The organism is Niallia sp. Man26 (assembly GCF_022049065.2).
In the GTDB taxonomy this organism is placed as follows: domain Bacteria; phylum Bacillota; class Bacilli; order Bacillales; family Cytobacillaceae; genus Niallia.
Genome location: NZ_CP095743.1, coordinates 2,030,507 through 2,054,976, shown reverse-complemented (window position 1 = coordinate 2,054,976; position 24,470 = coordinate 2,030,507). Strand labels below are relative to the sequence as shown.

The following is a 24,470-nucleotide window of genomic DNA, read 5'->3' as shown; positions in this document are numbered from 1 at the left end:
ATGGTGAAAACCTATGATATTGTTGTTATCGGCGGAGGACCGGGTGGATATACAGCGGCTCTGCATGCAGCAGAGCTTGGACAAAAGACAGCCCTTATTGAGGCAGACTTTCTCGGTGGAACATGCTTGAATCGAGGCTGTATTCCCTCCAAAACATATTTAAAGCATGCTGAAATTATTGAACAAATCGAAAAAGGGAAAGAGTGGGGAATTGACTCAGGACCGCTTCAGTTATCTTTAAGTAAAATGAAGAACCGAAAAGATGACGTCGTTAAACGCCTTCGCAACGGCATTGCTTTCCTTTTAAAAAAAGGAAAGGTGGATGCTTATAACGGCTATGGAACAGTACTGCCTGATGGAAAAGTAATGATTCAATCCGCTAGTAAGGAAGAGACTATTAAGGGCAATAAAATCATTATTGCAACTGGCTCTGTCCCTGCGGTGCCGCCGATTTCAGGATTAGAAACTGTTTCCTATGAAACTAGTGATACAGTTTTCGATTTGGAAGAGATACCTAAATCGGTCGTCATTATCGGCGGTGGCGTAATTGGAGTAGAATTTGCAACTATCTTTGCTGCCTTACAAGCAGAAGTAAGCATTATCGAAGCTTCTGACAAGATTATCCCGACAGAGGATATCGAAGCTTCCAAGTTCTTAACTAGTAGTCTCAAGAAAAAAGGGATTACCATCCATACAAATGCTAAAGTGCAGAGAGTAGAGGAAACTGAAGGGACGAAACTAGTAGCCTGTGAGGATGAAAAGGGGAATGAGCAAAAGCTTCACACAGATATATTAATCGTATGTACTGGGCGCCGGCCGAATCTATCAGCAGTTACAGGGCTTCCATTAGAAACGAACGGACCTTTTCTTCAAGTTAACAGCCAAATGGAAACAAGCATGACAAATGTGTATGCTATCGGAGACGTCATTGGCGGATGGCAGCTAGCACATGCTGCAAGTGCAGAAGGAATAGTTGCTGTAAATAATGCTTCAGGAAGAAAAGACCTTATTGACTATAAAGTAATGCCGCGCTGCATTTATACCCTTCCTGAGATTGCATCTGTCGGTTTGTCAGAAGCAGCCGCAAAAGCGCAAGGAATGGACGTGAAAATAGAGACATTTAATTTTGGCGGGAGCGGGAAAGCAATAAGTGCCGGTCAGCCAGAAGGATTTACTAAAATCATTTATGAAGCAAGGTTTGGCGAGATTATCGGTGTCGTTATGGCAGGTGGAAATGTAACAGAATTGATCGCAAACGCCTCAGCTTTTATGTACCTAGAAGGAACAATAGAAGAGGCAGCTTCCATGATTCATCCACATCCGACAATTTCAGAAACCTTCTATGAAGCAGCGCTGAATGCAGTCTACAAATCAAAAGCGAATAAAGAAATACATTCGGCTATCTAATCATATTCGCAACAAAAAAGCCTAGTAATAATAGGCTTTTTTGTGCAGTTAAAATAATAAGAGGAATAGACGAAATTAAATAATAAGAATTTTCTTAAAATGTCTTGACTGAACAGGTTCTGTATTTTATGATGATTACAAATGTAACGCTATTGAACAAAAGTAAAAATCACTACAAACGAAAGGAGGGAGACAACAATGGAAAAGTTAATTCAATTAGATGAAAAGGTAATTCAATTGCATGTTAAAGCTGCAAATAGGGAGGAGGTAATGACGAGGCTTTATGAAAAGCTAAAGAAATACAATTATGTTAAAGATACTTTTTTAGCTTCTATTTTAGAAAGGGAAAGCATTTTTCCAACAGGCTTGCCTCTAGCTTCGATGGGCGTGGCAATTCCCCATACTGATCCAGAACATGTAGTCACCCCGATGATTGCTGTGGCAGTATTAGAGCACCCAGTAGAATTTATCGTAATGGGCAGTACAGATACACCAGTGAATGTGGAGATTGTCTTGATGTTAGCAATATCTGAACCTACTAAACAGCTTGTGATGCTCGAACGGTTAATGGGTGTCTTTCAAAATGAAGCTGCCATGTCCCAGTTGAAAAATGCAGCATCTGCTAAAGAACTGCTTTCTGTATTAGACAGGGAAATAAATCAGATAAGTGTTTAGCACTTTTTTTTTCACCAGAAATGTAAGCGCTATCTATTGTGAGGGGGTCTTTTTATGATTAAGCAAGCTGTAGATTTTGTATTAGATTTAGGTCCATCTATTATGCTGCCGATCATTATGACAGTATTTGGCTTACTGTTAAAGCAAGGCTTTAAAAAGTCATTTACAGCAGGTATAACCATTGGGATTGGTTTCATAGGTGTAAATCTTGTTATCGGGCTTTTATCGGGGGCAATCGGACCAGCTGCCCAAGCGATGGTAGAGAAATTAGGATTAAATTTAGATATTCTTGATGTGGGATGGCCAATCGGTGCTGCTATTTCCTTTGGAACGCCTGTAGCACCATTAATGATTCCATTAGTACTGGTTTTAAATGTAATCATGCTGTCAACGAATTTAACAAAAACACTAAATGTTGATATTTGGAACTTCTGGCATTTAATCTTCGCTGCCTCGGTCACTTATTATGCCTACGATAACATGATTTTAGCAATTGCTGTTGGCTTAATTGTTTCTGCGATAACCCTCAAATTGGCGGACTGGACTGCTCCAGCTGTAGAACACCACTTTGGGTTAAAAGGAGTCTCAATGGCTCACTCGGAAACAGTTAACTTTGCTCCCATCACATATGCTAGCAACCGGATTGTGGATAAAATACCAGGAATTAATAAAATCGAGGCAGATCCTGAAACATTAAAGAAAAGATTTGGGATTTTTGGAGAGCCCCTCGTAATGGGATTAGTGCTTGGATTGCTGATTGGTTTTCTGGGCGGATACGATGCTAAAGGAATTCTAACATTAGGGATTCAGATGTCTGCAGTATTAATTTTGATGCCAAGAATGGTAGCTCTATTAATGGAAGGACTAATCCCTATTTCAGAAGGAGCCCGCGACTTAATCAATAAAAAGTTCCCTGGTAAGAATGTTTATATTGGGCTTGATACAGCGATTGTTATCGGAACAGCATCAAATATGGCGGTTGCACTAATCATGGTTCCTATTACCTTATTATTAGCTGTAATTTTACCATATAACGGTATGCTGCCTTTTGCGGATTTTGCAGTACTTCCCTTTACAGTCGTTTGGGCAGTCGCAGCAGCACGCGGCAATATTATCCGCGGCATTATTAACAGTATCGTCACCTTGATGATCGTCTTCTTTATTGCTACTAATCTTGCAGATTTAGCAACAACGATGGGAAGAGCAGTCGGCTTTGATTTCCCAGAGGGAGCTACACAAATTTCTGGTATAGATTTAGGATCACACGTCATTCCATGGATTATCGTCCGATTGCTTGACCCAAGCAATCCATACTTTATCGGTGCGATTATAGCTGCGATATTGTACGCCTCGCTCTGGTATTGGGTCAGAAATGACATTAAAAAACAATATGCGAAAGAAATGGGATTAGATGCGAAGACATTAAAGCCTGTTCAACTAGAGGAAGATGAAACTGCTTTTAAAGCTTAATTATTTATTATAGGAGGAATTACAATGGCAAAAAAAATCTTGGTTTCCTGTGGTACAGCAGTTGCCACATCCACAGTCGTAGCGAAAAAAATAGAAGAAATATTAAAAAACAAAGGATTGAATGTTATTGTGGAGCAATGTAAAGTATCGGAGGTGCCGTCTAAAGCGGCAGGTGCAGATTTAATTGTCACAACAACACCAGTAAGTAATACAGGCGGAACACCAGTTATACAAACAATCTCTTTTTTGACAGGGGTTGGAATTGATGCAGATATGGAAAAGATTATTAGCCATTTAGAATAAGCGATAAAAAAGCAAAAAAACGATGTTGTGTTTTTTTGCTTTTTTAAAATGGAGGAGAGATGATGAAGCACTATCGCTACAGTACAACAGTATTTTGGTTTTCTATTATTTTTCCTGTGATTTTAATGATTGGCATGTTTATTTGGGCTATAAACAGCCTAATAAATAATGGTTCAGAGGGTATTTATTTGCTTGTTTTAATCGTGATGCCTCTATTATTTGTTTCCTCTGTTATTGGTTTAAATAACCCTTCGCAAATTACTGTCACTTCTGAGGCAATCGCATTTATTGGGTTTTGGCGAAAGCATGAGTATAAATGGCAAGAGGTCACAGAATTTACCGTTAAAGATTATGGATATGTAGGAAAATCCTTTATCAGAATTGGCAATTTCCGTCTGTTAGGAGGCCGCTATTGGATTTCTAATAAGCTCGAAGGGTATCAAGAATTATTAACCATAATAAAAGCACAAGCAGAAGGACGTGAAAAGCATGAAGGTGAAACCGTACAGTCAAAATGACAGAGCACTGCCGATGAAAGTTGCTGCTTACTATAACAAGGAACAAATAAACTATGAAGACCGGCATATTCCTACTATCGGTGACGAGGAAGTGTTAATTCGCATGGAGTATTGCGGACTATGCGGCACAGATATTCATAAAGTAATCGACGAAACAGTGCCGCCTGAAACTGTTCTTGGCCATGAAGTTTCAGGGGAAATAGTGAAAACAGGTGCTAAAGTAAAGGATTACAAAGTGGGTGATAGAGTATTTGTCGCTCACCATGTTCCATGCTTCACCTGCCATTATTGCAAGAGAGGTTCGTTCAGCTTATGTGCGCAATTTAAACAAACCAATCTAGATCCAGGAGGATTTTCTGAATATATCCGTGTGCCAGCATTGCATGTAAAACATACGATGGGGCTACTTCCAAACGGAATGAGCTATGAACAAGGAGCGCTTGTCGAACCAATCGCCTGCTGTCTTCATGGCTTTGAATTAATAGATACACACCCAGGAGATACGATTTTTATTATGGGCGCTGGCCAAATTGGCCTCCTGCAAGTACAAATTGCCAGAGCCTTATATGCTTCCAACATTATTGTCAGTGATATTAATCCTTTTCGTTTGGATAAAGCACTAGAGTTCGGTGCTGATGAGGCTATTAACAGTCAAAAGGAAAATGTAGCAGAAAAAGTATTAGAGCTGACAAATGGAAGGGGAGCAGATATCATCATCATTTCCGCCAGCATTTCCTCTCTTTTACCTGAAGCATTGGAATGTGTTGCAAGAGGCGGGACCGTATTAGTTTTTGCACCATTTAAAGACACAGAGGTAGCCATACCTGCAGCAAAATTTTTTAAGGATGAAATTAAAGTAATCGGCTCCTACTCTTCCAATCCATATAATTATGAAAAAGCTGTGTATATGTTGAAAAATAAAGTGTTTGATGTAGAAAGGATGATTACCCACCGCTTTCCGTTAGCAGAGTTAGATAAAGCAATCGCAACGGCACATAATCCTACTGCAAGTGTTTTGAAAGTGCTAATAACACCATAGAAAGAGGGGGAGCAATGGTTGATTTAAGGTTAAATGAAAAAATAGTACTTGTAACAGGAGCGGATGATAGTCTTGGTACCGTTATTTGCGAAAAGCTTGTAAAGAATGGCGCTAAGGTTTGGAGTCATCAATTTAGCGAAAATACAGCAGGTTCCAATCAGCATTATGTGAATACAACCACTATTATAAGTAAATTGGACTCACGTGAAGAGGTTCGAACGGTAGTCAATAAAATCATCGCAGAAGATAAAAAAATAGATATTCTCATCAATCTGGCAGAAAAGAAGGATAGCTTTACAATTGATCAGCTGACACCACAGACATGGTTAGCTGCTTTTCAAAGAAATCTGGATACACCTTTTCTATGCTGTCAGGAAATTCTCCCAGCCATGATAGAGCATGGCAGCGGAACCATTATTAATATAACTTCACAAGCGGCATTTACAGGAGATATTGGTCCTCATTATGCGGCATCCAAAAGTGCATTAAACTCATTTACAAAGGGCTTGGCAAAAGAGTTTAAAGAAAAGGGCATAAAGGTGAAGGAAGTTTGTGTTCCTGTTAAGCTACATGATCAGTCACTCCCTTTAAAGAGTAGAAGACACATGATCGAAGCAGTAGCAAATAAGACGTTACTAGCATGTTCAGCTTATTTGGATGAAGAATAGTTTATGATTTGAGGTGCTGTATATGAAAAAAAATATTCTTATTATAGGCGGAGCAAGTGGCATCGGCAAGGAAATTGCGTTACATTATGCAGCAGATAAACATCAGGTTGCTGTTGCAGATATTAATAAACAATCCTTGGAACAGTTAGTTCTAGAAAACGGCCAAAGTACTCTTATTCCATTGGAAGCAGACGCTAGTTCTTGGGAAAGTATCGAACTCCTTGCAGAACAAATAAAAAAGAGGTTTGGCACCATTCACACACTTGTTTACTCAGCAGGTATTACAAAATCAATCAGCTTACTTGAGATGGATTGGGCTGTTTGGCAAAAAACATTGGCTGTAAACCTGCACGGTCTTTTTTACAGCATTAAATTCATATATCCGTTGATCGAGAGCGGCGGAAGCATTGTTATTATTGGATCAGGCTCTGCTATTACTGGCACTGGCGGCGGAATCCAATATACGGCCTCAAAGGGCGGGGCATTTGGGTTAATGAGATCCCTTGTTCAAGAATTGGGAAATAACCATATAAATATAAATGTTGTCGCACCAAGGGTAATTGAATCAGATATGCTCGATATTTTATATCCGACAGAACAATCAAAGGCTGAGCTGAAAAAAGCCATTCCAATTGGACGGCTTGGTACACCAATTGATGTTTGTCAGGCGGTAAAATATTTAAGCAGTGAGGAAGGCAAATATGTGCATGGCCAAATCTTGCTGTTAGATGGCGGAAGAACATATAAAAGTGTCTTATAAACAGTTTCCCCGAGAATCATAATTCTCGGTTTTTTTATGATAAGACGTAATGATTTTCCTAAAAATATGCTGTAATATGTTCTTATACATAACATTTGTAATTACGGATTGGCTGTAGAAAGAGGAGATGATGAAGCGTGGAATGGCAAGAAAAACGACAATTAGTGAAGGTTTCCAGCATGTACTATAATGACGGCTGGACACAAGCACAAATTGCCCAAAAACTAGGTGTTTCAAGACCAGTTATTTCAAAGTTATTGCAAAGGGCAAAGGATGAAGGAATCGTTAAGATATATATAAAGGATGAAAGTGTGCACACTGTAGAATTAGAAAGAAAGCTGGAGCAATATTTTGACCTAGCAGATGCAGTGGTTGTTCCTAATAATGGGCTATCGGCAGAAAGAGCAAAACGGGAAGTAGGTCAAGCGGGGGCCAGCTATATTTCTAACAATATGAAAGACGTTAAAAGTATTGGAATCTCTTGGGGAGAAACGTTAGCTAATCTCGTACAGGAGTATCCTTTTGAGCGAAAAGAAGATATTACCGTTGTTCCATTAGAAGGAGGGATGGGAGTTAAACAAGTACAAATCCATGCAAACCAACTGGCAAACGAATTAGCGAAAAAACTCCAAAGTACATGTGCCTATTTGTATGCACCCGCCATTGTCGAAACAGAAGAACTAAAACAGCGGCTGATGGGGATGGAGGATATTCAAACAGTTTTAGAAATAGGCAGGAATGTAGATGTTGCTCTCATCGGAATCGGAAATCCTTTTGATGATTCAACATTATTGAGACTAGGATATTTACAAGAAAATGACCTTGCCCAACTTCGAGACGTAGGTGCAATCGGCGATATCGGCTTCCGCTTTTTCGATCAAAACGGGAAGCCTATCAATGATTCGTTAAATACAAAAGTAATCGGCATTACGTTGGAAGAGTTTAAAGGAATCAAAAATGTAATTGCAGTTGTGGAAGGGGAACATAAAGTTGCAAGTATATTAGGGGCATTACAGGGCAAGTTTATTGATGTATTGATTACCGATGAATTAACTGCAAATGCTATTATAAAAAACATAACGTGAGTAAATTTTTCTGTATATCTTGTACCTAATCCAGAAAAAATCGAATATAATAATGTTAATTAGTGGTATTTACGATGCATCATAATACGGAATCAATTTTCCTCATTAAGGATAAGGAGAGATTACGATGGAAATCACAAAATTAGATGTCTTCCTATATTGTTCACATTGTCAAGATGAAACTCTGCACAGTGTTCAATATTTAAACCATAAAATCTCTAGTACAGAGTGTACAAATTGCCACCGTAAACTTGATATGCATTTGAATCCGAAAAGAGAGCTATATAAAGAAATATATAAACGAATTGTTACAAAACCTACTAGACTAACCCAAGAATACAGAGATGATTTAAATAAATTTCTTGGAGAATTTCCAAAACGTGCGCTAAGCAAACCATATCGACTTAAAAGATATATGGATGAAACAAGAACGGCATTAAAGAAATTTAAAGACGGCAACTAAATAGCTTAAAATACCGCAGCAGGATAGTTATCTATCCTGTTTTTTTATGAAGAAAAAAATACTGCTTTTCTAAATTGGAATATTGATCTTTGCAGAAACTAGGGACAAGCAATAAAAATATTAATTTAATTTAAATAATCTGCAGTTAAAACAAAAAATGAACAAAGATGTATGTCAAAAGTGAAACGCACCATTCCTGTATGGGAAATCTCAGCAATATATTACATGGTATTCTTGCTAATAAGAGGTATATTTGCTCTGTGAAATGGCAAACTGACAAGAAATGAAAATGGAAATAAAGGAAAAAAATTCATTTTAGTTCTTTTTTTAGAGCTTTTTATATAATATAATAACTGTATTACGAATAATAGTACACTTAGTACAGATGGGGGGCTGAATATGTTTGAACTGGATATAAGAAGCAGGACACCTATCTATGAACAACTGGTGGAAAAGTTGATCGAGCTGATTGTGACAGGAGTGCTGAAGGCTGATGAACAGCTTCCATCTGTTCGAACGATGGCGACACAGCTGACGATTAATCCGAATACCATCCAAAAGGCTTATCGTGAGCTCGAAGTAAGAGGCTACATCTATTCCGTTCAAGGAAAGGGCAGCTTTGTGAAGGCTTCTGAGTTCGTTCAAGATGACAGCAAAATAAAAGAGGCGCTAGAGAGGTTGGAAAAAGCGGTGAAAGAAGCATTGTACTTAGGCATTCAGCCTGAGGATTTGCTTATGCATATCAGGAAATTGATTAATTAAGGGAGAGGGAATAATGCCGATGATTGAATTAAAACAAGTCGTAAAGCGCATTGATAAGGATATCATTCTCGACCATATGAGTTTGAATATACGAAAAGGTAGCATTTATGGACTGCTTGGCTCCAACGGGGCAGGAAAAACAACAATCTTAAAAATGATAGCGGGAATTTATAAGCAGGAAGAAGGAACGGTAACAGTAGATGGAGAGATGGTATTTGAAAATACTTCCCTGAAACAGAAGATGTTCTTTATTGCAGACTATCCTTCTTTTTTACCGCATTATACAACAAAACAAATGGCTTCTTTTTACAAGGAACAGTTCTCCAATTGGAATGATGAATTATTCAATAAAATGGGAGATCAGCTAGCTATAGACAAAAATAAAAAAATCCATCATTTTTCCAAAGGTGTACAAAGACAGATCGCTTTTTGGCTTGCTTTCTCCACACAGCCGGAAATTTTAATATTAGATGAGCCTTTTGACGGCTTGGATCCTGTTATACGTTCGAAAGTAAAGAAACTAATCGTAAACCAAGTCGCAGAAAATGAAATGACGGTTATCATTTCTTCTCATAATCTCTCAGAAGTGGAAGATTTATGTGACCATATCAGCATTATTCATAAAGGAAAATGTTTGATTGAAAATGATATTGATGATATAAAGCTTGATTTCCACAAAATCCAAGTCGCTTTTTCCGAACAAGGTGCAAAAGAATTATTGAAAGATTCTTTAGACATTGTTCATTTTGAACAGCGCGGAAGTGTCAGCATGCTTATCATTAAAGGAGATAGAGAAGCAATTGTCAAACAGATTGAGCTATTATCGCCCTTATTGCTGGATATCTTGCCTCTTACATTAGAAGAGATTTTTATTTATCAAATGGAGGAATTAGATTATGCCATCAAAGAAACCTTTATATTATAAGCAATTATATCTATTAATCTTCCGCAATGTCGGCTGGATTGGTATTCTTTCTTTTTTAGTCTTGTTTTTTGCGATACCAATGCATCTAGTTCTCTTAGACAAAAAGGAATACAAAGAATGGGGAAATAACATAGTATTTGAACAGATTTTCGATGTCATTCCAGAGATTCAAATGGGTGTCTTATTGTTGACTCCTATCTTGCTTGGCATTTTTCTGTTTCGTTATATACAAAATAAAGCATTTAGCGATTTAATGCACAGCTTGCCTGTCAGCAGAAAGTTCCTGTTTCATTTTTTTACTTGGAACGGCTTTATTGTGTTAGTTTTACCAGTAGTTTTAAATGGTTTAATTCTAATGGCAGCTTATTCAATTTTTGATCTAGGAATATTTATTTCTATTAAAAGTATTTGGAGCTGGATTGGCATTTTTACTGTTTATACATCGGTAATATATTTTGCTTGTATCTTTGTCGGCATGCTTACAGGTTTATCCATTACTCAAGGATTGTTTACAGCTCTTTTTCTGCTATTTCCAGCAGGAGTTATCTTTATGGTTTTTTATAACTTCAGCACCTATGTGTATGGTTTTCCTCTCGAAAAATATATCTCTGACAAATTAATATATTTGTCACCGATACTGGCACCAGCCATCATCTACAGCAATTATTCAGACTTAAAGGTTTGTATAGCTTATATTGTCGTATCAGTCATTTTTTATGTGGCTGCAATGCTTCTTTACAAAAGACGCAATGCTGAAACTGTATATCAGACCTTGACATTCCGTAACTTGAGAGGATTGTTTAAGTACACAGTCACGATTTGCTTTATGCTTTTGGCTGGTTTGTATTTTCAAGTGATGAATAACGGCATCGGTTTTCATCTGTTTGGTCTTTTAATCGGCTCATTAATTGGCTATTTGATTGGTGAAATGTTTATCCAAAAATCATGGCGAGTATTCAACCGCCTAAAAGGATATGCTTATTTCTTTATTGCAGTAGTAATTGTGGCAGGAGTTTCACCATTCTTAATTAACAAATATGAACAATACATTCCAGAAGTGAATGACATTAAAAGCGTAGCTATAAATGACAGTATGACGTATACAGATGAGGCAATGAAGAAACTGTCTTCTTCAGAAAACATGGAAAAAGTTATAGAGATGCAACGTGAATTGATTAAAACACAAAACACAGTAGAAATATATGGGGAAAGTGTAATACCGCTGACAATAGAATATAAGCTCAACAATAATAAGAAAGTGACAAGAACATACACAATTAATCAAGATGATTATAGTAAATGGCTTAAGCCGATTTATGAATCAAAGGAATATAAGCAGCAAGTGTATGATTTTGAGTCACAAACGAATATTACAGAGGTAACGCTCGAATTTTCTTATGAAGGCGGAGCTATTACCATAACTAATCCCGAAGAACTTAAAGGCTTTTTGTCTGCGTTAACTGCTGACAAGCAGAAAGAGTCATATGAAGATATGAAAACCAGATATATTTCTTCTGCAAGTATTTCTATCCTAAAAGAGAATGATGAAAATAATTACAATTATTATGATAGTTTTATAACCTTAAAAGATAAACAAACGATTGCATGGTTAAAAAAGCATGGATATCATAATGAACTGACCATCAAACCGGAATTTGTTGAAAAAGTTGTTGTGTTTAAAGCTCGTGATTTAGGGATTGATATTAACCGTGATTATGATTATGTTCCTGAAAATATTGAAGAAGAACTAGATAAGCTTTCAAATAAAGTAGAAGTAAATACAGAAAGCTTACAAAAAGAGATTATTTCAACCTATTCTTATGGGAAAGAAAAATATGCCGTATATGTAAAGACAAGAGATCAATATGGATTAGAAGTAAATTACATTACGGAAGAAAACTTACCAGAAAGTATTAAAAATAGTCTGGAAAAATAAGTGAATGATAGGAAAGGCGGAGGTGCAAATGACTGACAATTACATAAACGAAGCATATATTGCAGTCCTTGCCCAGAAGCTTTTCCGCTCTGTCTTCTGTATTATTAAGCAGCAGCAATTAGCGGAGCTTGTCGTGCAGAAGGCGGTAACTTCCAGTCTTGATAAAACAAGTATGGCTCAAGCAGAATGGGAGAAATATGTGCAGAAGCTCGCAGTTCGCACGGCAATCAATTGTAAAAATTCAACAGTTGAGCAAAAGGAGAAGCTCCTGCGCCGTATGAAGGAGAGTGAAGCTAGCTCGTTAAGCTCAACTAAAAAAGAAAGCAAAGCAGAAAAAAAGCTCGGAAGCATGGTAGGATGTTAATCCTGCCATTTTTGTTTTCTTATTTTGAAAATAGATAGAAATTGCCCCATTATATGGTAGAATAAATTTGGAAAACAAACATTTAAAGGAGCACTAAAACTATATGAATTTTGAACCGCTATTTTTTAATCCGATCTTTATGGACCGTATTTGGGGAGGAACGGAGCTTCGCAGCTTCGGCTACGATATACCGACAGAAACTACAGGTGAATGCTGGGCTTTTTCTGCTCATCCAAATGGACAGAGCGTTGTTAAAAACGGCCAGTTTGCTGGTAAGACTCTAGGTGAATTATGGGAATACAACCGTGAGCTATTTGGAAATGCCGAAGGAGACCGTTTTCCTTTACTGACAAAAATTTTGGATGCCAATCAAGATTTATCTGTCCAAGTGCACCCGAATGATGAATATGCAAAAGTTCATGAAAATGGAGAGCTAGGAAAAACAGAATGCTGGTATATTGTAGACTGCAAGGAAGGTGCTGAAATTATTTTTGGCCACCATGCTCAAACAAAAGAAGAATTAGCCAGCATGATTACTGAAAATAAATGGACTGAGCTGCTGAATAAAGTGCCAGTTAAAAAAGGTGATTTCTTCTTCGTGCCAAGTGGGACTATTCACGCAATTGGCGAAGGCATAATTATACTGGAAACACAGCAAAATTCCGATACAACCTACCGTGTTTATGATTATGACAGGAAGGATGCAAACGGCAATACTAGAGAGCTGCATGTTGAACAGTCAGTTGCTGTTACAACAGTTCCTCATAAAGCGGACGAGTATGATGTGAAGGTAAAAACAAATGGTGACTTAACAGCAACCACCTTTATTGAGTGCCCTTACTTTTCTGTTGAGAAATGGGAACTACAAGGTTCGAGCATAAACAATCAGACAAAACTATTTCTTCTATGCAGTGTCATTGAAGGGGAAGGCAGCATTAAAAAAGATTCTGCTGTTTATCCGTTTAAAACAGGCGATCACTTCCTACTGCCTAGCGATTTTGGCAGCTTTGAACTGGAAGGAAGCAGTGAATTGATAGTTTCTTATCTATAATGTCGAAAAGAGGTGCATAGGGCACCTCTTTTTTTGTTGAAAATCACCAGAAAAAGTGGCTATTTAAGATGGAGTCATTACCAATAATCTGATTATATATACAAAAACGAGGTGCATAAATCACCTCGTAAGGAAAGCTTTCAATCAGCCAATTTTAACAGCGGTCGGCTTACGCAAAGAATATGTGTAGAAGTGGGTAAATCCACATGCCTTTGCAAGCTCGATTCCTTCTTTAAAACCCGCGCCTGCTGTTGCGGCATGATGGGAATCAGAACCGATTGTCAGAAGCTGTCCGCCTAATTCTTTATACAGCTTTAAGATGTCATCATGTGGCATAGAGAGCTCAAGGCTTGTTCTTAAGCCGGATGTATTAATTTCAAGACCGATTTCCCTGTTGATGGCGATTGTCAAAATGTCAGCGATTAAGTCTTTATGCTTAGTAAAGTCATATAAACCTCTTGTAGAAAAAGCATAGCGTTTCATTAAGTCAAAATGGGCGATAACATCAATATCCGCATTTTTAACCATTTCCTTTAGTTCAAGGAAATAGTCTTCGTATATATCCTTTTCAGGATGTGCATTCATAAACTTTCTAAGGGTTGTGCCACCTAAATTATGGACAGATCCTAATATGAAATCAAAAGGTATTGGTGACAGCACACGATGATAGCTGTCCATCATTTGATGAGGTTCACATAATTCAATCCCGAGCTTTATCGTGAGTTTTCCTTTAAACAGTTCCTTGCATTTATTAATATCGTTTAAATACTTTTCCCACTCCATGTGCCCAAAGGTAGGCGCGTTCGGGTTGACAGAAAAATGTTCTGTAAAACAGATTTCATGAACGCCATTATGGATTGCGCTTTGGCAAATTTCCTCCATATCGGCTTTGGAATCAAAGGAATGATTGGAGTGATGATGATAATCGGTATAATATTGCATAATTCCTCCTAAATGAAAAGACTCTCTATCTATTATTTCATAGTATAAATTACATGTCAGTTTATTTAATTCTTTTTGACAAAAAAACAGTTTTCACTCTATAATATAAAGATAAGAAAAAAGCGTATATTAAAACCAAGTAAACCTGTAAGAAAAGTTTATTTAAGGGGATTATGGGAGGTAAACGAATGACAATTCATCAAAGGCTAATGTGGAAGCAAGAAGAACTTGCCCTTTCCATCGACTATCCAAGAAACAGAGCTAATAAAAATAATCATGTTATCCTGATTTGCCATGGCTTAATTGGCAGCCGAATTGGAGTGGATCGTCTCTTTGTGAAATCAGCAGCAGAGCTTGTAAATAACGGTTATACTGTGTATCGATTTGATTATGCAGGCTGCGGTGAAAGCACAGGCGAGTACGGCAAATTTGGTTTGAGTGACCTGATTGCTCAAACGAAAACAGTGATAGACTATGCATGCCGACAAGAGGAAACAGACGAAATTATTCTTCTTGGTCACAGTTTAGGAGGCGCTGTAACACTGCTTCAAGCGAACAGAGATGACAGAGTAAGCAAGCTAATCCAGTGGGCAGCCGTTGGAAACCCGTATGAAGATTTAGCGAAAATAGTCGGAGCGGATGAGGTTTCCGCTTTAACAGAAACCGAGACAATCGATTTTTACGGCTATCCACTTTCAGGCTATTTCTTTCAGTCGATGAAAAAGTATCAGCCTTTGCAAGAATGCACCAGCTTTAATGGTGATGTCCTGCTTTTGCATGGCAATGGTGATTCAGATATTCCCCATGATTACCTCCAAGAATATAAACGGAATTACGAACAACGTGCAAATGGCACAGCAGAAGCTTTTATCATAGAAAACGGAGAGCATACTTTTTCTTGTGCCAGTCATTATGAACAACTGATAGAGAAGACAGTTCAATGGCTTAATAAACAAATGTTGTGATTTGTTCGTTTACTCTAAAAACATACTAAACTGAGAGATTAGGATAACGAAAACTTAGTAGTGCGAAGGATTCTGCAGACAGAATCCTTTTTTTATTGCTGTTTTTTTATCATGTTTTTTGGGAGGAAAAATTTTTTTCATAACCTATTCAACATTTGTTTGCGGCTGTCGATATTACCGGTAGAGATAGGAGGGACTCTTTTTGACAGAAAAATTTAAATTCAAAAATCTTAGAATAGGCTATAAATATGGAATTGTGTTTTTGTTGACACTTGTATTATTTATCACTTCTATATCAATAACCTTTGTATCCTTAAATAAGATGTCCAAAAACAACGATGAAGTAAGCAGCAAAAACGAGCTAAGTATTAACACAATGGAGTTAGTGGCGTTATTTCAAGAGAAAAATACGCAAATACCGCTTTATTTTCTTGATGCAAACGATCAAAAACTTGATGAATACTTAGAATTAAGTAAAAAGTTTACAGCGACTGCACTTAAAGTCGAGAGTAGTATAGAAGGCGAAGAAGCGAAAAAAATATATTTACAGCTGATTGAAAATAACCAAAAAATTGATGAAATATTTTTCAACTCTGTTGTTCCGAACGTGAAGGACTTTAATACAACAGCATATAAAGAATTGGAAAAAGAAATCACAGAGTTAAAAGTAAAGGTAACAGATGAAGGGGAGCAGTTGAACAAGCTTGTCGCTGCAGAAAATAATCAGTCAATAACTGCATTAAAAGCCCTTGTAAGCAGAACTAGCTTGCTTGTCGGCGTATTGACTGTTGTGACAATTGTAGTTTCCAGTGCTATTTTAATCATCATCTCAAGAAGAGTACAAAGTCAGTTAAAACATGTCATTGAGGTAAGCGATTCCATCGCAAATGGAAAGCTCGCTATTGCACCACTTGCGGAAGATTCCAGTGATGAAATTGGTCAATTATCCAAATCTATTAATAAAATGGGCTCAAGTTTAAAAGAGACAATACATGGTATTTCTGGGATGTCGACAAATCTTGATTCAAGAAGTATGGAAGTATCAGAAGCAGCTGTTGAGGTAAGCGAAACAATTGATATGATGACAACGACAGTAATGGAGCTAGTAGAAGGGGTCAATGTCCAGGCAGATGCAGCCTCAACGATTGCCGCAAATATGCAAGATTTCAATCATCAAATTGCCGAAGCAGATGAAAATGCAAATGAATTAGTAAAAACATCCGCGGCTGTTACAACGTCAAGCAAAGAGGGAAGCAGACTGATGCATTTGTCCTTAGAACAGATGCATACGATTAATACAGTTGTAACAAGCAGCGTTAAGAAAATGAAAGAGCTTGAAAGCAATACAGCTAATATTACTGAACTTGTCACATTTATTAAATCAATTGCAGAGCAAACAAACTTGCTGTCCTTAAATGCCTCGATTGAAGCAGCAAGAGCAGGGGAAGCTGGCAAAGGTTTTTCTGTAGTGGCAGAGGAAGTGCGTAAGTTGGCTGTGCAAACTTCTGATTCTATTAATGATATTACAGGATTAGTAACAGCCATTCGGGAAAACAGTATTGAATCTCTGACTCAGCTTGAAAAAGGGTATGAGGAAGTAAACAAAGGAGCAGAACAAATTAAATTAACGGAAAGCTCCTTTAATGAAATCCTGGCAGGCATTGCTAATCTGACAGATAAAACGATGAACATTTCTGAAATCATTAAAGAATTCAGCAAAACGAGCACAGGCATAAGTACATCTGTTGAGCAGATTGCAGCTGTGTCGGAAGAATCAGCAGCGTCCTTTGAAGAAGTTTCTGCTTCGATGATGCAGCAAAATGATATGATGACAAGCATTACGGCAAACTTTAAAGAAATTACGCAAATGGTAGATGATATGAACAATATGATTCAAAAATTTGAACTAGAGAAGGAGGAAAAGGGACATGCGTAAACTGCATAAACAACTAGCAGCAGGAGCAATGGTACTAAGCATTTCCCTTCTGTCCGCCTGCTCTCAAGATACAGTTAAGGAAACAGCTAAAATAAAGCTTTCACAAGATGATAGTAAAGTTTATGTCGGCTTCTCTCTCGATACTCTCGCAGAAGAACGCTGGTATAAAGATAAAGATGCTTTTGAAACGACTGTTAAGGAGCTTGGCGGTGAGGTGAAAACACTTGCTGCCAACGGGGTTGACAGTGTGCAGATTAAACAGGCTGAATTGTTGATTGCAGAAGGTGTTGATGTTTTAGTCGTTGTACCTCATAATGCCGAAGTATCTGCTGAGATAGTGGAAATAGCTCATAAGGCAGATGTTAAAGTAATATCTTATGACCGATTAATTAAAAATGCTGATGTTGATTATTATATTTCTTATGATAATAAAAAAGTCGGCCAGCTGCAGGCACAAGAAATTTTGAAAAAACAAAATAAAGGGAATTTTGCTTATATCGGCGGTGCTGAGACAGACAATAACGCCATCCTCTTCAGAGAAGGAGCTATGGACGTGCTGAAGCCGTATATAGATAAAGGACAAATTAAGCTTGTATATGATCAATATACAGCTGAATGGAAGCCAGAAACAGCCGAGAGCAACATGAAGCAAGCTTTAAAAGCTAATAAAAATGACATTCAGGCAGTTATCGCAGCAAATGACGGCACTGCCGGCGGTGTTATTAATGCCTTAAACGCAAGCGGCTTAAAGATTCCAGTATCCGGCCAAGATGCAGAGGTTGACGGAATTAAACGCATCCTTGCAGGAACACAAACAATGACAGTCTATAAACCGATTCAAGCAATTGCAGAAAATGCTGCAAATATCGCGATGAAGGCGGGGAATCAGGAAAAAATCGAAACAACAACAACAGTGAACAACGGCAAAATCGACGTTCCAGCAATCCTCCTCGATCCAGTAGCAGTCACTAAAGGCAATATAGAGGATACAGTAATCAAGGATAATTTTATTAACAAGGATGACTTAGAATAATCACTTAAGGAGCTTAGGAATGAGCTCCTTTTGTGTGTAGATGAGACTACTCTTTTTCAGTTGGATAGTATATAATTAAAGGTATAGAAAAATATAGTATCTAGTACTAAGAGCAGATGTTATACTAATCATAAATAATTCGTTGTATTTTTACATAAAGGAGATTTAACATGTATACATTCACAAGTAATTTTGCCAATATTGTTTTAAAAATATTTGGGCGCAGTGAGGCGATAAACAAGGATAAACTGCCAAAGGATACAGGTTATGTTGTTGCCTGCTCTCATATTGGCTGGATCGATGTTGTGGCACTTGGAACATCACTATTGCCGAAACAGATTCACTTCATGGCAAAAAAAGAGCTGTTCACAAAGCCTAATGCTGCCAAGTTTCTTAACAGCATTAACGCCTTTCCAGTAGACCGGGAAAATCCTGGGCCTAGCAGTATTAAGACGCCTGTTAAACTGTTGAAAGAGAAGAAAATCGTCGGCATCTTTCCAAGCGGGACAAGAACGTCCGAGGATGTTCCGCTGAAAAGAGGAGCAGCAACAATCGCCAATCTTGCTAAAGTGCCGATTGTGCCAGCAGCTTACAGCGGTCCGACAGATCTTAAGGGATTGCTAAAAGGAAATAAAATTAGAGTAATGTTCGGCGATCCGATTTTACTGCAAAAGGAAGACGGCTCGAGAAAAGATGTTGCGGAGCTGACGCAAGAAATGACTGATGTTATGGCAAGTCTGCAGCTGCAGCTGGATGCAAGAGGGAAAAAGCAATGATTGATTTAGCCATTGTAAAAGATATTTTAAACCGCTATCCGCTGCCCCTCGTAGATGAAATCTTGGAATTGAAGGCTGGCAAAATGGCTGTAGGTGTTAAGCAAATCAGTAAAGAAGACACATTTGCTACAGGTCAAAACCCAAAAAGCCCTATTTTGCCGGGAGTGTTAATCATTGAAGCAATTGCTCAAGTAACAGCAGTAGCCATTCACAGTGAAAAAAAACATGAAGGCAAATGGGCGTTATTAGCAAAAATAAATGACTGTAAAATAAGAAGACCAGTCTTTCCAGGTGACGAGCTTTGTATGGAGGTTTTCGTCACAAAGGTCAAAAAAACGATTGCCAAAGCAAAAGGAATCGCAACCGTTCGCGGTGAATTAATCTGTGAAACAGAGCTGCTGTTTTCCTTTAAATAAAATTTTCGCGTATGTAAGGGAGCTACTACATACGCTTTTTTAACAAATTTATAATAAATTTTACGCACTCAATTTATAAATAAAAATAATAAACCAAAGCAACTAAAAGTTAAATAAATTCGTTCTTCTAAATCTCTTACAATTGAATATAAATTTAGAGAGAAAGGAGACGACCTATGCATATATCAAAATTAAAATACTATTTCCAATACATTTACACTACTGTTTTAGGAGTCATCCTTGTTTTTATCTTAATTTCTGGTGCAACGACTTCACTAGTTTCACAAAAATTCTCCTCTGATTATATAAGAGAGGCCCTCGACAAGGTCGATGCCACCAATTTATACTCCCAGCTCTTTAACTTTGAAAATCACTATTTTCCAAAGGAAGGAAGCGCTATTTCCTTATCAAACCTATTCTTTCAGGTTGCCACAAATATCAGCCTTGATGATACAAGAACACTATTAGGACGAGAGCTGCCCCAGCTAAGCTTTTATCATACAAAAATCATTGTTGCTGAAGAAGGGACAACCATCGCCCAATTGCCGTATGAATCAACACCTTCTGATGAAATACTAAAAAATCCGAAGGAAGCAGACGAAGAAAAAATTACCGAAGATACCCCAAAATCAGAAGACAACAATTCAAATCAAACTTCCTCAGAAAAACGGGTTCTTATCTATCAAACACATAATTTAGAATCTTATTTGCCGCTGTTGAAGAATGCTAAAGACCCAGATGATGCAATCAGTGCGGATGAACGGGTTAATGTAGTCAGTCTTGGTACTAAATTAACTAGCCTTCTGCAAAACGAAGGGATAGGGGTTCAGCATGATAAAACAAATATGAATCAAAGACTGTTAGACCGGAAGTGGAAGTATACTGCTTCTTATAATGCTTCAAGTGAAATTGTAGAAACAGCCATGGCAGAAAACAAAGATCTTACGTATTTAATTGATATACACAGAGATTCATTGCGGAAAGATAAAACAACTGCTACTATTAATGGCAAGTCATATGCAAAGATAGTTTTTGTTGTCGGTGAAGGTTATGAAGGCTATGAAAAAAACCAGGCTTTTGCCAAAAAAATGCATGAAGAACTTGCTGCTAAGTATCCTGGTATCAGCAGAGGCGTATTTGGAAAAAGTCAGGATTCAGGCAATGGTATATACAATCAAAACTACTCAGATAAAGCTATCCTTCTTGAAGTAGGCGGTGTCGACAATAACCAAGAAGAACTGAATAGGACAATCGAAGCTTTTGCCGACGTCTTCTCCGAAATATATTGGGAAGAAAACGGTGCAACAGAACAGTAAACTACCTTAGCCTCCTTTTCATTTTGGAAAGGAGGCTGTTACTTGTTTATTTTTATGCTGCTGAGAACTTGCTGGTATTTGACGATATACACATCAAGTTCTTGGCTGATATTCAAAACAGCAAGACTCTCTAAACCTTCCTGTGACGCAATTAGCAACAACTCACAGCGAAGATGATTGATTTTAATAAGCAACTTATTAAGCTTTTCCTCTTTGCAATCCCTTTCCTTCAGCAAGATGTATTCTCCCTTATTCATTATTCCTTACAAAAATGAGCCTTATAACCTATCATACTGTCAAATTATGAACAAATAATGAATGTTTTTTAAACTTTTGCAACTCACTTTAAAAATAATCGATTATTTAGACAGAAGAGGAGGAAAAGTACGCTCGAATATATAAAGAAGTACTTGAGTATTTTATACAAACCATGAAAAGGAGAGATTCTATGAAAATGCCAATCGCATTGCAGTTATGGAGTGTAAAAGAGGAGGCTGAGCAAGACTTTTTCGGGACGTTGGAAAAGGTAGCAAGCATGGGCTATGACGGTGTGGAATTTGCAGGTTATTACGGGAAAAGTGCACAAGAAATAAAAGCAAAATTAAAGGAGCTAGGGTTGAAAATTGCCGGTTCTCATATCAGCATGGAGGATATTTTGCAAAACACAGACAAGGTAATAGAATTTGAGCAAGAGCTTGGAAATAAATATATTGTGTGTCCTTGGGCAAACTTTCCTACAATCGAGGAGTGGAATGATTTTGCAGAAAAGATGCAGAAAACAGGTGTTAAGATTGCAGCTGCAGGATTATCCCTTTTATATCATAATCATAACCATGAATTTGCCCGCAATGATGATGAATTTATTCTTGATAGGCTGTTTAAGGCAGTGCCAGCCGGCTATTTAAATGCAGAGCTTGACACATACTGGCTAGAATACGCAGGGATTAATGCTATTGACTATTTGGACAAATGGAAGGATAGAACTCCGCTAATCCATGTGAAGGACTTGGATGCTAGTAAACGGGAAAGTACAGAAGTCGGCAATGGCAGTTTAAATATAAAGGGTATTGTTGAAAAAGCTTACGAGAATGGTACAGAGTGGCTGATCGTTGAACAAGAAGCATTTACTCAGCCACCATTAGCGAGTGTCGAAATCGGTTTGCAAAATTTACAAACAATAGTAGCAAGTTTATAGTATTAAGTCCTCCCCTTGGTTTTTAAGTTGACCTCAGAAATGAAAACGCTTATAATTCAAATTGTAATCGTTAGTGAAACGTTTCGATAAAGGGATAAGGGGAGGCAGAAAGATGGTTGAGCTCAATCTGAAGTCAATAATTCATAACATGACATTAGAAGAAAAGGTCGCACAATTAATCCAGCTCGCCGGAAATTTTTATTACGGCTTGGCAGGTGAAATAACTGGTCCATTTGAAGAGATGAACATCAGCGGCTTTGTTGTTAAAAACAGCGGTTCTGTTTTAGGTGTTTCTGGAGCAGAAACGGTGCGAAAAATACAAGAGGAGCATTTAAAAAACAATCGTCATGGAATTCCACTCCTATTCATGTCAGACATCGTTCATGGCTATAAAACAATCTTTCCGATTCCTTTAGCGATTGGCTGTTCTTGGGATATGGAGCTGGCAGAAAAAAGTGCAGCGGTCGCGGCTAGTGAAGCAGCAGTTGCTGGTGTACATGTCACCTTTGCACCAATGGTTGACCTCGTCCGTGATCCGAGATGGGGCCGAGTGCTTGAATCGACAGGGGAAGACTCTTTTTTAAACAGTGCTTTTGCCAAAGCATTTGTGAGAGGCTTTCAAGGCAGTAATCTGGCGGAAGATTACAGCAAAGTGGCTGCATGTGTGAAGCATTTTGCTGCCTATGGTGCCTCAGAAGGAGGCCGTGACTATAACACTGTCAACATGTCTGAACGCCAAATGCGAGAATCCTATCTGCCTGCCTATAAAGCAGCACTAGATGAAGGCTGTGAAATGGTCATGACATCCTTTAACACCGTTGATGGGATTCCAGCTAGCGGCAACAAGTGGCTCATGCGAGAAATTCTTCGCGAGGAATGGGGTTTTAATGGTGTGTTGATATCAGATTGGGGCGCAGTCAAAGAGTTAATTCCCCACGGAGTCGCTGATGACGAAGCAGAAGCAGCCCGTATGGCAATCACTGCTGGTGTTGATATTGAAATGATGACCCCTTGCTATATCAGCAGCCTGCAAAGTCTGATAGAAACAGGGAAAGTGGAAGAGGCATTATTAGACGAGGCAGTGATGCGCATTCTAAAGCTGAAAGATAAGCTCGGGTTATTCCAAAATCCTTACAGAGCTGCAGATGCTGCAAAGGAACAAGAAGTGATCCTTTCTAAGAGCAATCGAGAAGTTGCCCGTAAACTGGCAGAGAAATCATGTGTTCTTTTAAAAAATGAGAACGTGTTGCCCTTGGACAAACAGCAGAAAATCGCCCTCATTGGTCCTTTCGCACAATCATCGGACATCTTAGGAGCATGGTCTTGGAAAGGAGAAATCGAAAAGACAGTAAACCTCCATGAAGCACTAAAAACAATGACAGAAAATCTGTCCGTCGCACAAGGTTGTAATGTTGAAACTATAACAGAAGAACAAGTTGCTGAGGCAATAGAAGCAGCGACGGCCGCGGATATACTAATTCTTGCAGTCGGCGAAAATGCTTCCATGAGCGGTGAAGCCTGCAGCCGTGGTGATATCACTTTACCGGAGGCGCAGCTGCAGCTAATTAAACAGATGAAAACATTAAATAAACCAATAGCTGTCATCCTGTTCAACGGCCGTCCCCTTGATTTACACGGTGTCCTAGATGAAGCTGATGCTGTGCTCGATGCATGGTATCCTGGAACAGAAGGAGCCGCTGCAATAGCTAATATTCTATATGGAAAAGTGAACCCTTCAGGAAAACTGGCTATGTCTTTTCCCTATTCAGCAGGGCAAATTCCAGTTTACTATAATGCTTATAATACAGGCCGTCCCTATGACGGAGTAAGCCGTGATCATTATGTATCCAAATATTTAGATATTCCAAATAAGCCGCTGCTCCCATTTGGCTTTGGCTTAAGCTATACAAACTTCACATACACTAATCTGCGATTGTCCTCCGATAAGATGAGCGCAGATAAACCCGTTCAAGTCACACTAACCATTACAAATACCGGAGAATACTCCGGAGAAGAAATTGTTCAGCTCTATATTCGTGATTTGTCAGGCGAAGTAGTCCGTCCCGTCAAAGAACTAAAAGACTTCCAAAGAGTAACCTTAAACTCAAAGGAAACAAAGGACATCCAATTTCAAATTACAGAAGAACAGCTGCGCTACTACCATTCTGATATGAGCTTTACTAGTGATGCAGGCTTGTTTGAATTGTATGTGGGCAGCAGCAGTGAGGATGTATTGTCTGGGAGATTTGCGTTGATAACAAAAGAAAGTTAATTTAATGGGCATCTAAGTTTTTGCAGTGGATTATTTGGAAAATAAAACGTTTATAAGCGGAGCCAGGAAATCCAGACGATTTCCTGGCTCCCTTCCTTACATAAAAAATAACTTGCACACAACAAGAACTATCCTAGTAATTTTGATAAAATAGTATTATTGATTTATTTTACATAGCAACTTTTACAAGATT

Annotated in this window: 25 protein-coding genes; 23 read left to right on the top strand and 2 right to left on the bottom strand. The window is 38.1% G+C overall.

Features of this window, described 5'->3' with window-relative positions:
• From lpdA to manA, 15 genes are all read left to right on the top strand, one after another.
• Positions 1-1,407 carry a dihydrolipoyl dehydrogenase gene (lpdA, locus tag L8T27_RS10390; protein ID WP_237941477.1) on the top strand — a complete coding sequence of 469 codons (1,407 nt, stop codon included), beginning with the start codon at positions 1-3 and terminating at the stop codon, positions 1,405-1,407.
• Positions 1,408-1,605: 198 nt separating this feature from the next.
• A complete protein-coding gene (locus L8T27_RS10385; protein WP_237941476.1) occupies positions 1,606-2,082 on the top strand; it encodes a PTS sugar transporter subunit IIA in 477 nt (158 codons plus the stop codon).
• Between the two features lie 54 nt (positions 2,083-2,136).
• The gene (locus L8T27_RS10380; protein WP_233313753.1) at positions 2,137-3,552 is read left to right on the top strand and encodes a PTS galactitol transporter subunit IIC; all 1,416 of its coding nucleotides are present in this window, start codon (positions 2,137-2,139) and stop codon (positions 3,550-3,552) included.
• Between the two features lie 24 nt (positions 3,553-3,576).
• On the top strand, positions 3,577-3,855 hold the full coding sequence (locus L8T27_RS10375) for a PTS sugar transporter subunit IIB (protein ID WP_233313754.1): 279 nt from the start codon (positions 3,577-3,579) through the stop codon (positions 3,853-3,855).
• 59 nt (positions 3,856-3,914) lie between these two features.
• The gene (locus L8T27_RS10370; protein WP_233313755.1) at positions 3,915-4,373 is read left to right on the top strand and encodes a hypothetical protein; all 459 of its coding nucleotides are present in this window, start codon (positions 3,915-3,917) and stop codon (positions 4,371-4,373) included.
• Complete coding sequence (locus tag L8T27_RS10365; protein WP_237941475.1) at positions 4,345-5,412, top strand: alcohol dehydrogenase catalytic domain-containing protein; 1,068 nt, start codon at positions 4,345-4,347, stop codon at positions 5,410-5,412. The genes L8T27_RS10370 and L8T27_RS10365 overlap by 29 nt, the downstream gene beginning before the upstream one ends.
• 14 nt (positions 5,413-5,426) lie before the next feature.
• The gene (locus tag L8T27_RS10360) at positions 5,427-6,080 is read left to right on the top strand and encodes an SDR family NAD(P)-dependent oxidoreductase (protein WP_237941474.1); all 654 of its coding nucleotides are present in this window, start codon (positions 5,427-5,429) and stop codon (positions 6,078-6,080) included.
• A 22-nt stretch (positions 6,081-6,102) separates the two neighbouring features.
• A complete protein-coding gene (locus tag L8T27_RS10355) occupies positions 6,103-6,840 on the top strand; it encodes an SDR family NAD(P)-dependent oxidoreductase (protein WP_237941473.1) in 738 nt (245 codons plus the stop codon).
• A gap of 179 nt (positions 6,841-7,019) precedes the next feature.
• Positions 7,020-7,925 (top strand): sugar-binding transcriptional regulator, encoded by a 906-nt coding sequence (locus tag L8T27_RS10350; RefSeq protein ID WP_245399977.1) that lies wholly within the window; start codon positions 7,020-7,022, stop codon positions 7,923-7,925.
• A gap of 127 nt (positions 7,926-8,052) precedes the next feature.
• Positions 8,053-8,388: a bh protein gene (locus L8T27_RS10345; RefSeq protein ID WP_233313760.1), complete on the top strand. Its 336-nt coding sequence runs from the start codon at positions 8,053-8,055 to the stop codon at positions 8,386-8,388.
• Positions 8,389-8,787: 399 nt separating this feature from the next.
• Positions 8,788-9,150 (top strand): GntR family transcriptional regulator, encoded by a 363-nt coding sequence (locus L8T27_RS10340; RefSeq protein WP_233313761.1) that lies wholly within the window; start codon positions 8,788-8,790, stop codon positions 9,148-9,150.
• A gap of 19 nt (positions 9,151-9,169) precedes the next feature.
• Positions 9,170-10,075 carry an ABC transporter ATP-binding protein gene (locus tag L8T27_RS10335; protein WP_237942295.1) on the top strand — a complete coding sequence of 302 codons (906 nt, stop codon included), beginning with the start codon at positions 9,170-9,172 and terminating at the stop codon, positions 10,073-10,075.
• The gene (locus L8T27_RS10330) at positions 10,047-12,011 is read left to right on the top strand and encodes a DUF6449 domain-containing protein (RefSeq protein WP_237941472.1); all 1,965 of its coding nucleotides are present in this window, start codon (positions 10,047-10,049) and stop codon (positions 12,009-12,011) included. The genes L8T27_RS10335 and L8T27_RS10330 overlap by 29 nt, the downstream gene beginning before the upstream one ends.
• Before the next feature lie 28 nt (positions 12,012-12,039).
• Positions 12,040-12,375, top strand: coding sequence for a hypothetical protein (locus tag L8T27_RS10325; RefSeq protein WP_233313763.1), 336 nt, complete (start codon positions 12,040-12,042; stop codon positions 12,373-12,375).
• A gap of 103 nt (positions 12,376-12,478) precedes the next feature.
• Positions 12,479-13,426 (top strand): mannose-6-phosphate isomerase, class I, encoded by a 948-nt coding sequence (gene manA, locus L8T27_RS10320; protein ID WP_237941471.1) that lies wholly within the window; start codon positions 12,479-12,481, stop codon positions 13,424-13,426.
• Positions 13,427-13,570: 144 nt separating this feature from the next.
• Here manA and L8T27_RS10315 read toward each other — a convergent pair whose 3' ends face one another.
• A complete protein-coding gene (locus tag L8T27_RS10315; protein WP_233313765.1) occupies positions 13,571-14,368 on the bottom strand; it encodes a histidinol-phosphatase HisJ family protein in 798 nt (265 codons plus the stop codon).
• 188 nt (positions 14,369-14,556) lie between these two features.
• Here L8T27_RS10315 and L8T27_RS10310 point away from each other — a divergent pair, with 188 nt between their 5' ends.
• The 6 genes from L8T27_RS10310 (at position 14,557) to spoIIP (ending at position 20,810) form a co-directional block, all read left to right on the top strand.
• On the top strand, positions 14,557-15,333 hold the full coding sequence (locus tag L8T27_RS10310; protein WP_237941470.1) for an alpha/beta hydrolase family protein: 777 nt from the start codon (positions 14,557-14,559) through the stop codon (positions 15,331-15,333).
• Between the two features lie 202 nt (positions 15,334-15,535).
• Positions 15,536-17,269 (top strand): methyl-accepting chemotaxis protein, encoded by a 1,734-nt coding sequence (locus L8T27_RS10305; RefSeq protein ID WP_237941469.1) that lies wholly within the window; start codon positions 15,536-15,538, stop codon positions 17,267-17,269.
• Complete coding sequence (locus L8T27_RS10300) at positions 17,262-18,302, top strand: sugar ABC transporter substrate-binding protein (protein WP_237941468.1); 1,041 nt, start codon at positions 17,262-17,264, stop codon at positions 18,300-18,302. Before L8T27_RS10305 ends, L8T27_RS10300 begins: the two co-directional genes overlap by 8 nt.
• A 170-nt stretch (positions 18,303-18,472) precedes the next feature.
• Positions 18,473-19,078 carry a lysophospholipid acyltransferase family protein gene (locus L8T27_RS10295; protein WP_233313769.1) on the top strand — a complete coding sequence of 202 codons (606 nt, stop codon included), beginning with the start codon at positions 18,473-18,475 and terminating at the stop codon, positions 19,076-19,078.
• Entirely contained in the window at positions 19,075-19,494 is a 420-nt protein-coding gene (gene fabZ, locus L8T27_RS10290) for a 3-hydroxyacyl-ACP dehydratase FabZ (RefSeq protein WP_233313770.1), read from the top strand. The genes L8T27_RS10295 and fabZ overlap by 4 nt, the downstream gene beginning before the upstream one ends.
• A 176-nt stretch (positions 19,495-19,670) precedes the next feature.
• On the top strand, positions 19,671-20,810 hold the full coding sequence (gene spoIIP / locus L8T27_RS10285) for a stage II sporulation protein P (RefSeq protein WP_233313771.1): 1,140 nt from the start codon (positions 19,671-19,673) through the stop codon (positions 20,808-20,810).
• A gap of 38 nt (positions 20,811-20,848) precedes the next feature.
• Here the strand turns inward: spoIIP and L8T27_RS10280 are convergent, their stop codons facing one another.
• Positions 20,849-21,046, bottom strand: a complete 198-nt coding sequence (locus L8T27_RS10280; protein WP_237941467.1) for an aspartyl-phosphate phosphatase Spo0E family protein — start codon at positions 21,044-21,046, stop codon at positions 20,849-20,851.
• A 212-nt stretch (positions 21,047-21,258) separates the two neighbouring features.
• On the opposite strand from L8T27_RS10280, the gene L8T27_RS10275 reads away from it, so the two are divergent.
• Positions 21,259-22,005 carry a sugar phosphate isomerase/epimerase family protein gene (locus L8T27_RS10275; RefSeq protein ID WP_237941466.1) on the top strand — a complete coding sequence of 249 codons (747 nt, stop codon included), beginning with the start codon at positions 21,259-21,261 and terminating at the stop codon, positions 22,003-22,005.
• Between the two features lie 112 nt (positions 22,006-22,117).
• Positions 22,118-24,277 carry a beta-glucosidase BglX gene (gene bglX, locus L8T27_RS10270; RefSeq protein WP_237941465.1) on the top strand — a complete coding sequence of 720 codons (2,160 nt, stop codon included), beginning with the start codon at positions 22,118-22,120 and terminating at the stop codon, positions 24,275-24,277.
• The last annotated feature ends 193 nt before the right edge of the window (positions 24,278-24,470 follow it).

Coding starts and splice junctions, on each gene's coding strand:
- L8T27_RS10310 (WP_237941470.1), top strand. CDS start 14,557: ATGACAATTCATCAAAGGCTAATGTGGAAGCAAGAAGAACTTGCCCTT.
- fabZ (WP_233313770.1), top strand. CDS start 19,075: ATGATTGATTTAGCCATTGTAAAAGATATTTTAAACCGCTATCCGCTG.
- L8T27_RS10330 (WP_237941472.1), top strand. CDS start 10,047: ATGCCATCAAAGAAACCTTTATATTATAAGCAATTATATCTATTAATC.
- L8T27_RS10295 (WP_233313769.1), top strand. CDS start 18,473: ATGTATACATTCACAAGTAATTTTGCCAATATTGTTTTAAAAATATTT.
- L8T27_RS10380 (WP_233313753.1), top strand. CDS start 2,137: ATGATTAAGCAAGCTGTAGATTTTGTATTAGATTTAGGTCCATCTATT.
- L8T27_RS10315 (WP_233313765.1), bottom strand. CDS start 14,368: ATGCAATATTATACCGATTATCATCATCACTCCAATCATTCCTTTGAT.
- L8T27_RS10350 (WP_245399977.1), top strand. CDS start 7,020: ATGTACTATAATGACGGCTGGACACAAGCACAAATTGCCCAAAAACTA.
- L8T27_RS10345 (WP_233313760.1), top strand. CDS start 8,053: ATGGAAATCACAAAATTAGATGTCTTCCTATATTGTTCACATTGTCAA.
- L8T27_RS10360 (WP_237941474.1), top strand. CDS start 5,427: ATGGTTGATTTAAGGTTAAATGAAAAAATAGTACTTGTAACAGGAGCG.
- L8T27_RS10370 (WP_233313755.1), top strand. CDS start 3,915: ATGATGAAGCACTATCGCTACAGTACAACAGTATTTTGGTTTTCTATT.
- manA (WP_237941471.1), top strand. CDS start 12,479: ATGAATTTTGAACCGCTATTTTTTAATCCGATCTTTATGGACCGTATT.
- lpdA (WP_237941477.1), top strand. CDS start 1: ATGGTGAAAACCTATGATATTGTTGTTATCGGCGGAGGACCGGGTGGA.
- L8T27_RS10275 (WP_237941466.1), top strand. CDS start 21,259: ATGAAAATGCCAATCGCATTGCAGTTATGGAGTGTAAAAGAGGAGGCT.
- L8T27_RS10385 (WP_237941476.1), top strand. CDS start 1,606: ATGGAAAAGTTAATTCAATTAGATGAAAAGGTAATTCAATTGCATGTT.
- L8T27_RS10325 (WP_233313763.1), top strand. CDS start 12,040: ATGACTGACAATTACATAAACGAAGCATATATTGCAGTCCTTGCCCAG.
- spoIIP (WP_233313771.1), top strand. CDS start 19,671: ATGCATATATCAAAATTAAAATACTATTTCCAATACATTTACACTACT.
- L8T27_RS10375 (WP_233313754.1), top strand. CDS start 3,577: ATGGCAAAAAAAATCTTGGTTTCCTGTGGTACAGCAGTTGCCACATCC.
- L8T27_RS10300 (WP_237941468.1), top strand. CDS start 17,262: ATGCGTAAACTGCATAAACAACTAGCAGCAGGAGCAATGGTACTAAGC.
- bglX (WP_237941465.1), top strand. CDS start 22,118: ATGGTTGAGCTCAATCTGAAGTCAATAATTCATAACATGACATTAGAA.
- L8T27_RS10355 (WP_237941473.1), top strand. CDS start 6,103: ATGAAAAAAAATATTCTTATTATAGGCGGAGCAAGTGGCATCGGCAAG.
- L8T27_RS10340 (WP_233313761.1), top strand. CDS start 8,788: ATGTTTGAACTGGATATAAGAAGCAGGACACCTATCTATGAACAACTG.
- L8T27_RS10335 (WP_237942295.1), top strand. CDS start 9,170: ATGATTGAATTAAAACAAGTCGTAAAGCGCATTGATAAGGATATCATT.
- L8T27_RS10365 (WP_237941475.1), top strand. CDS start 4,345: ATGAAGGTGAAACCGTACAGTCAAAATGACAGAGCACTGCCGATGAAA.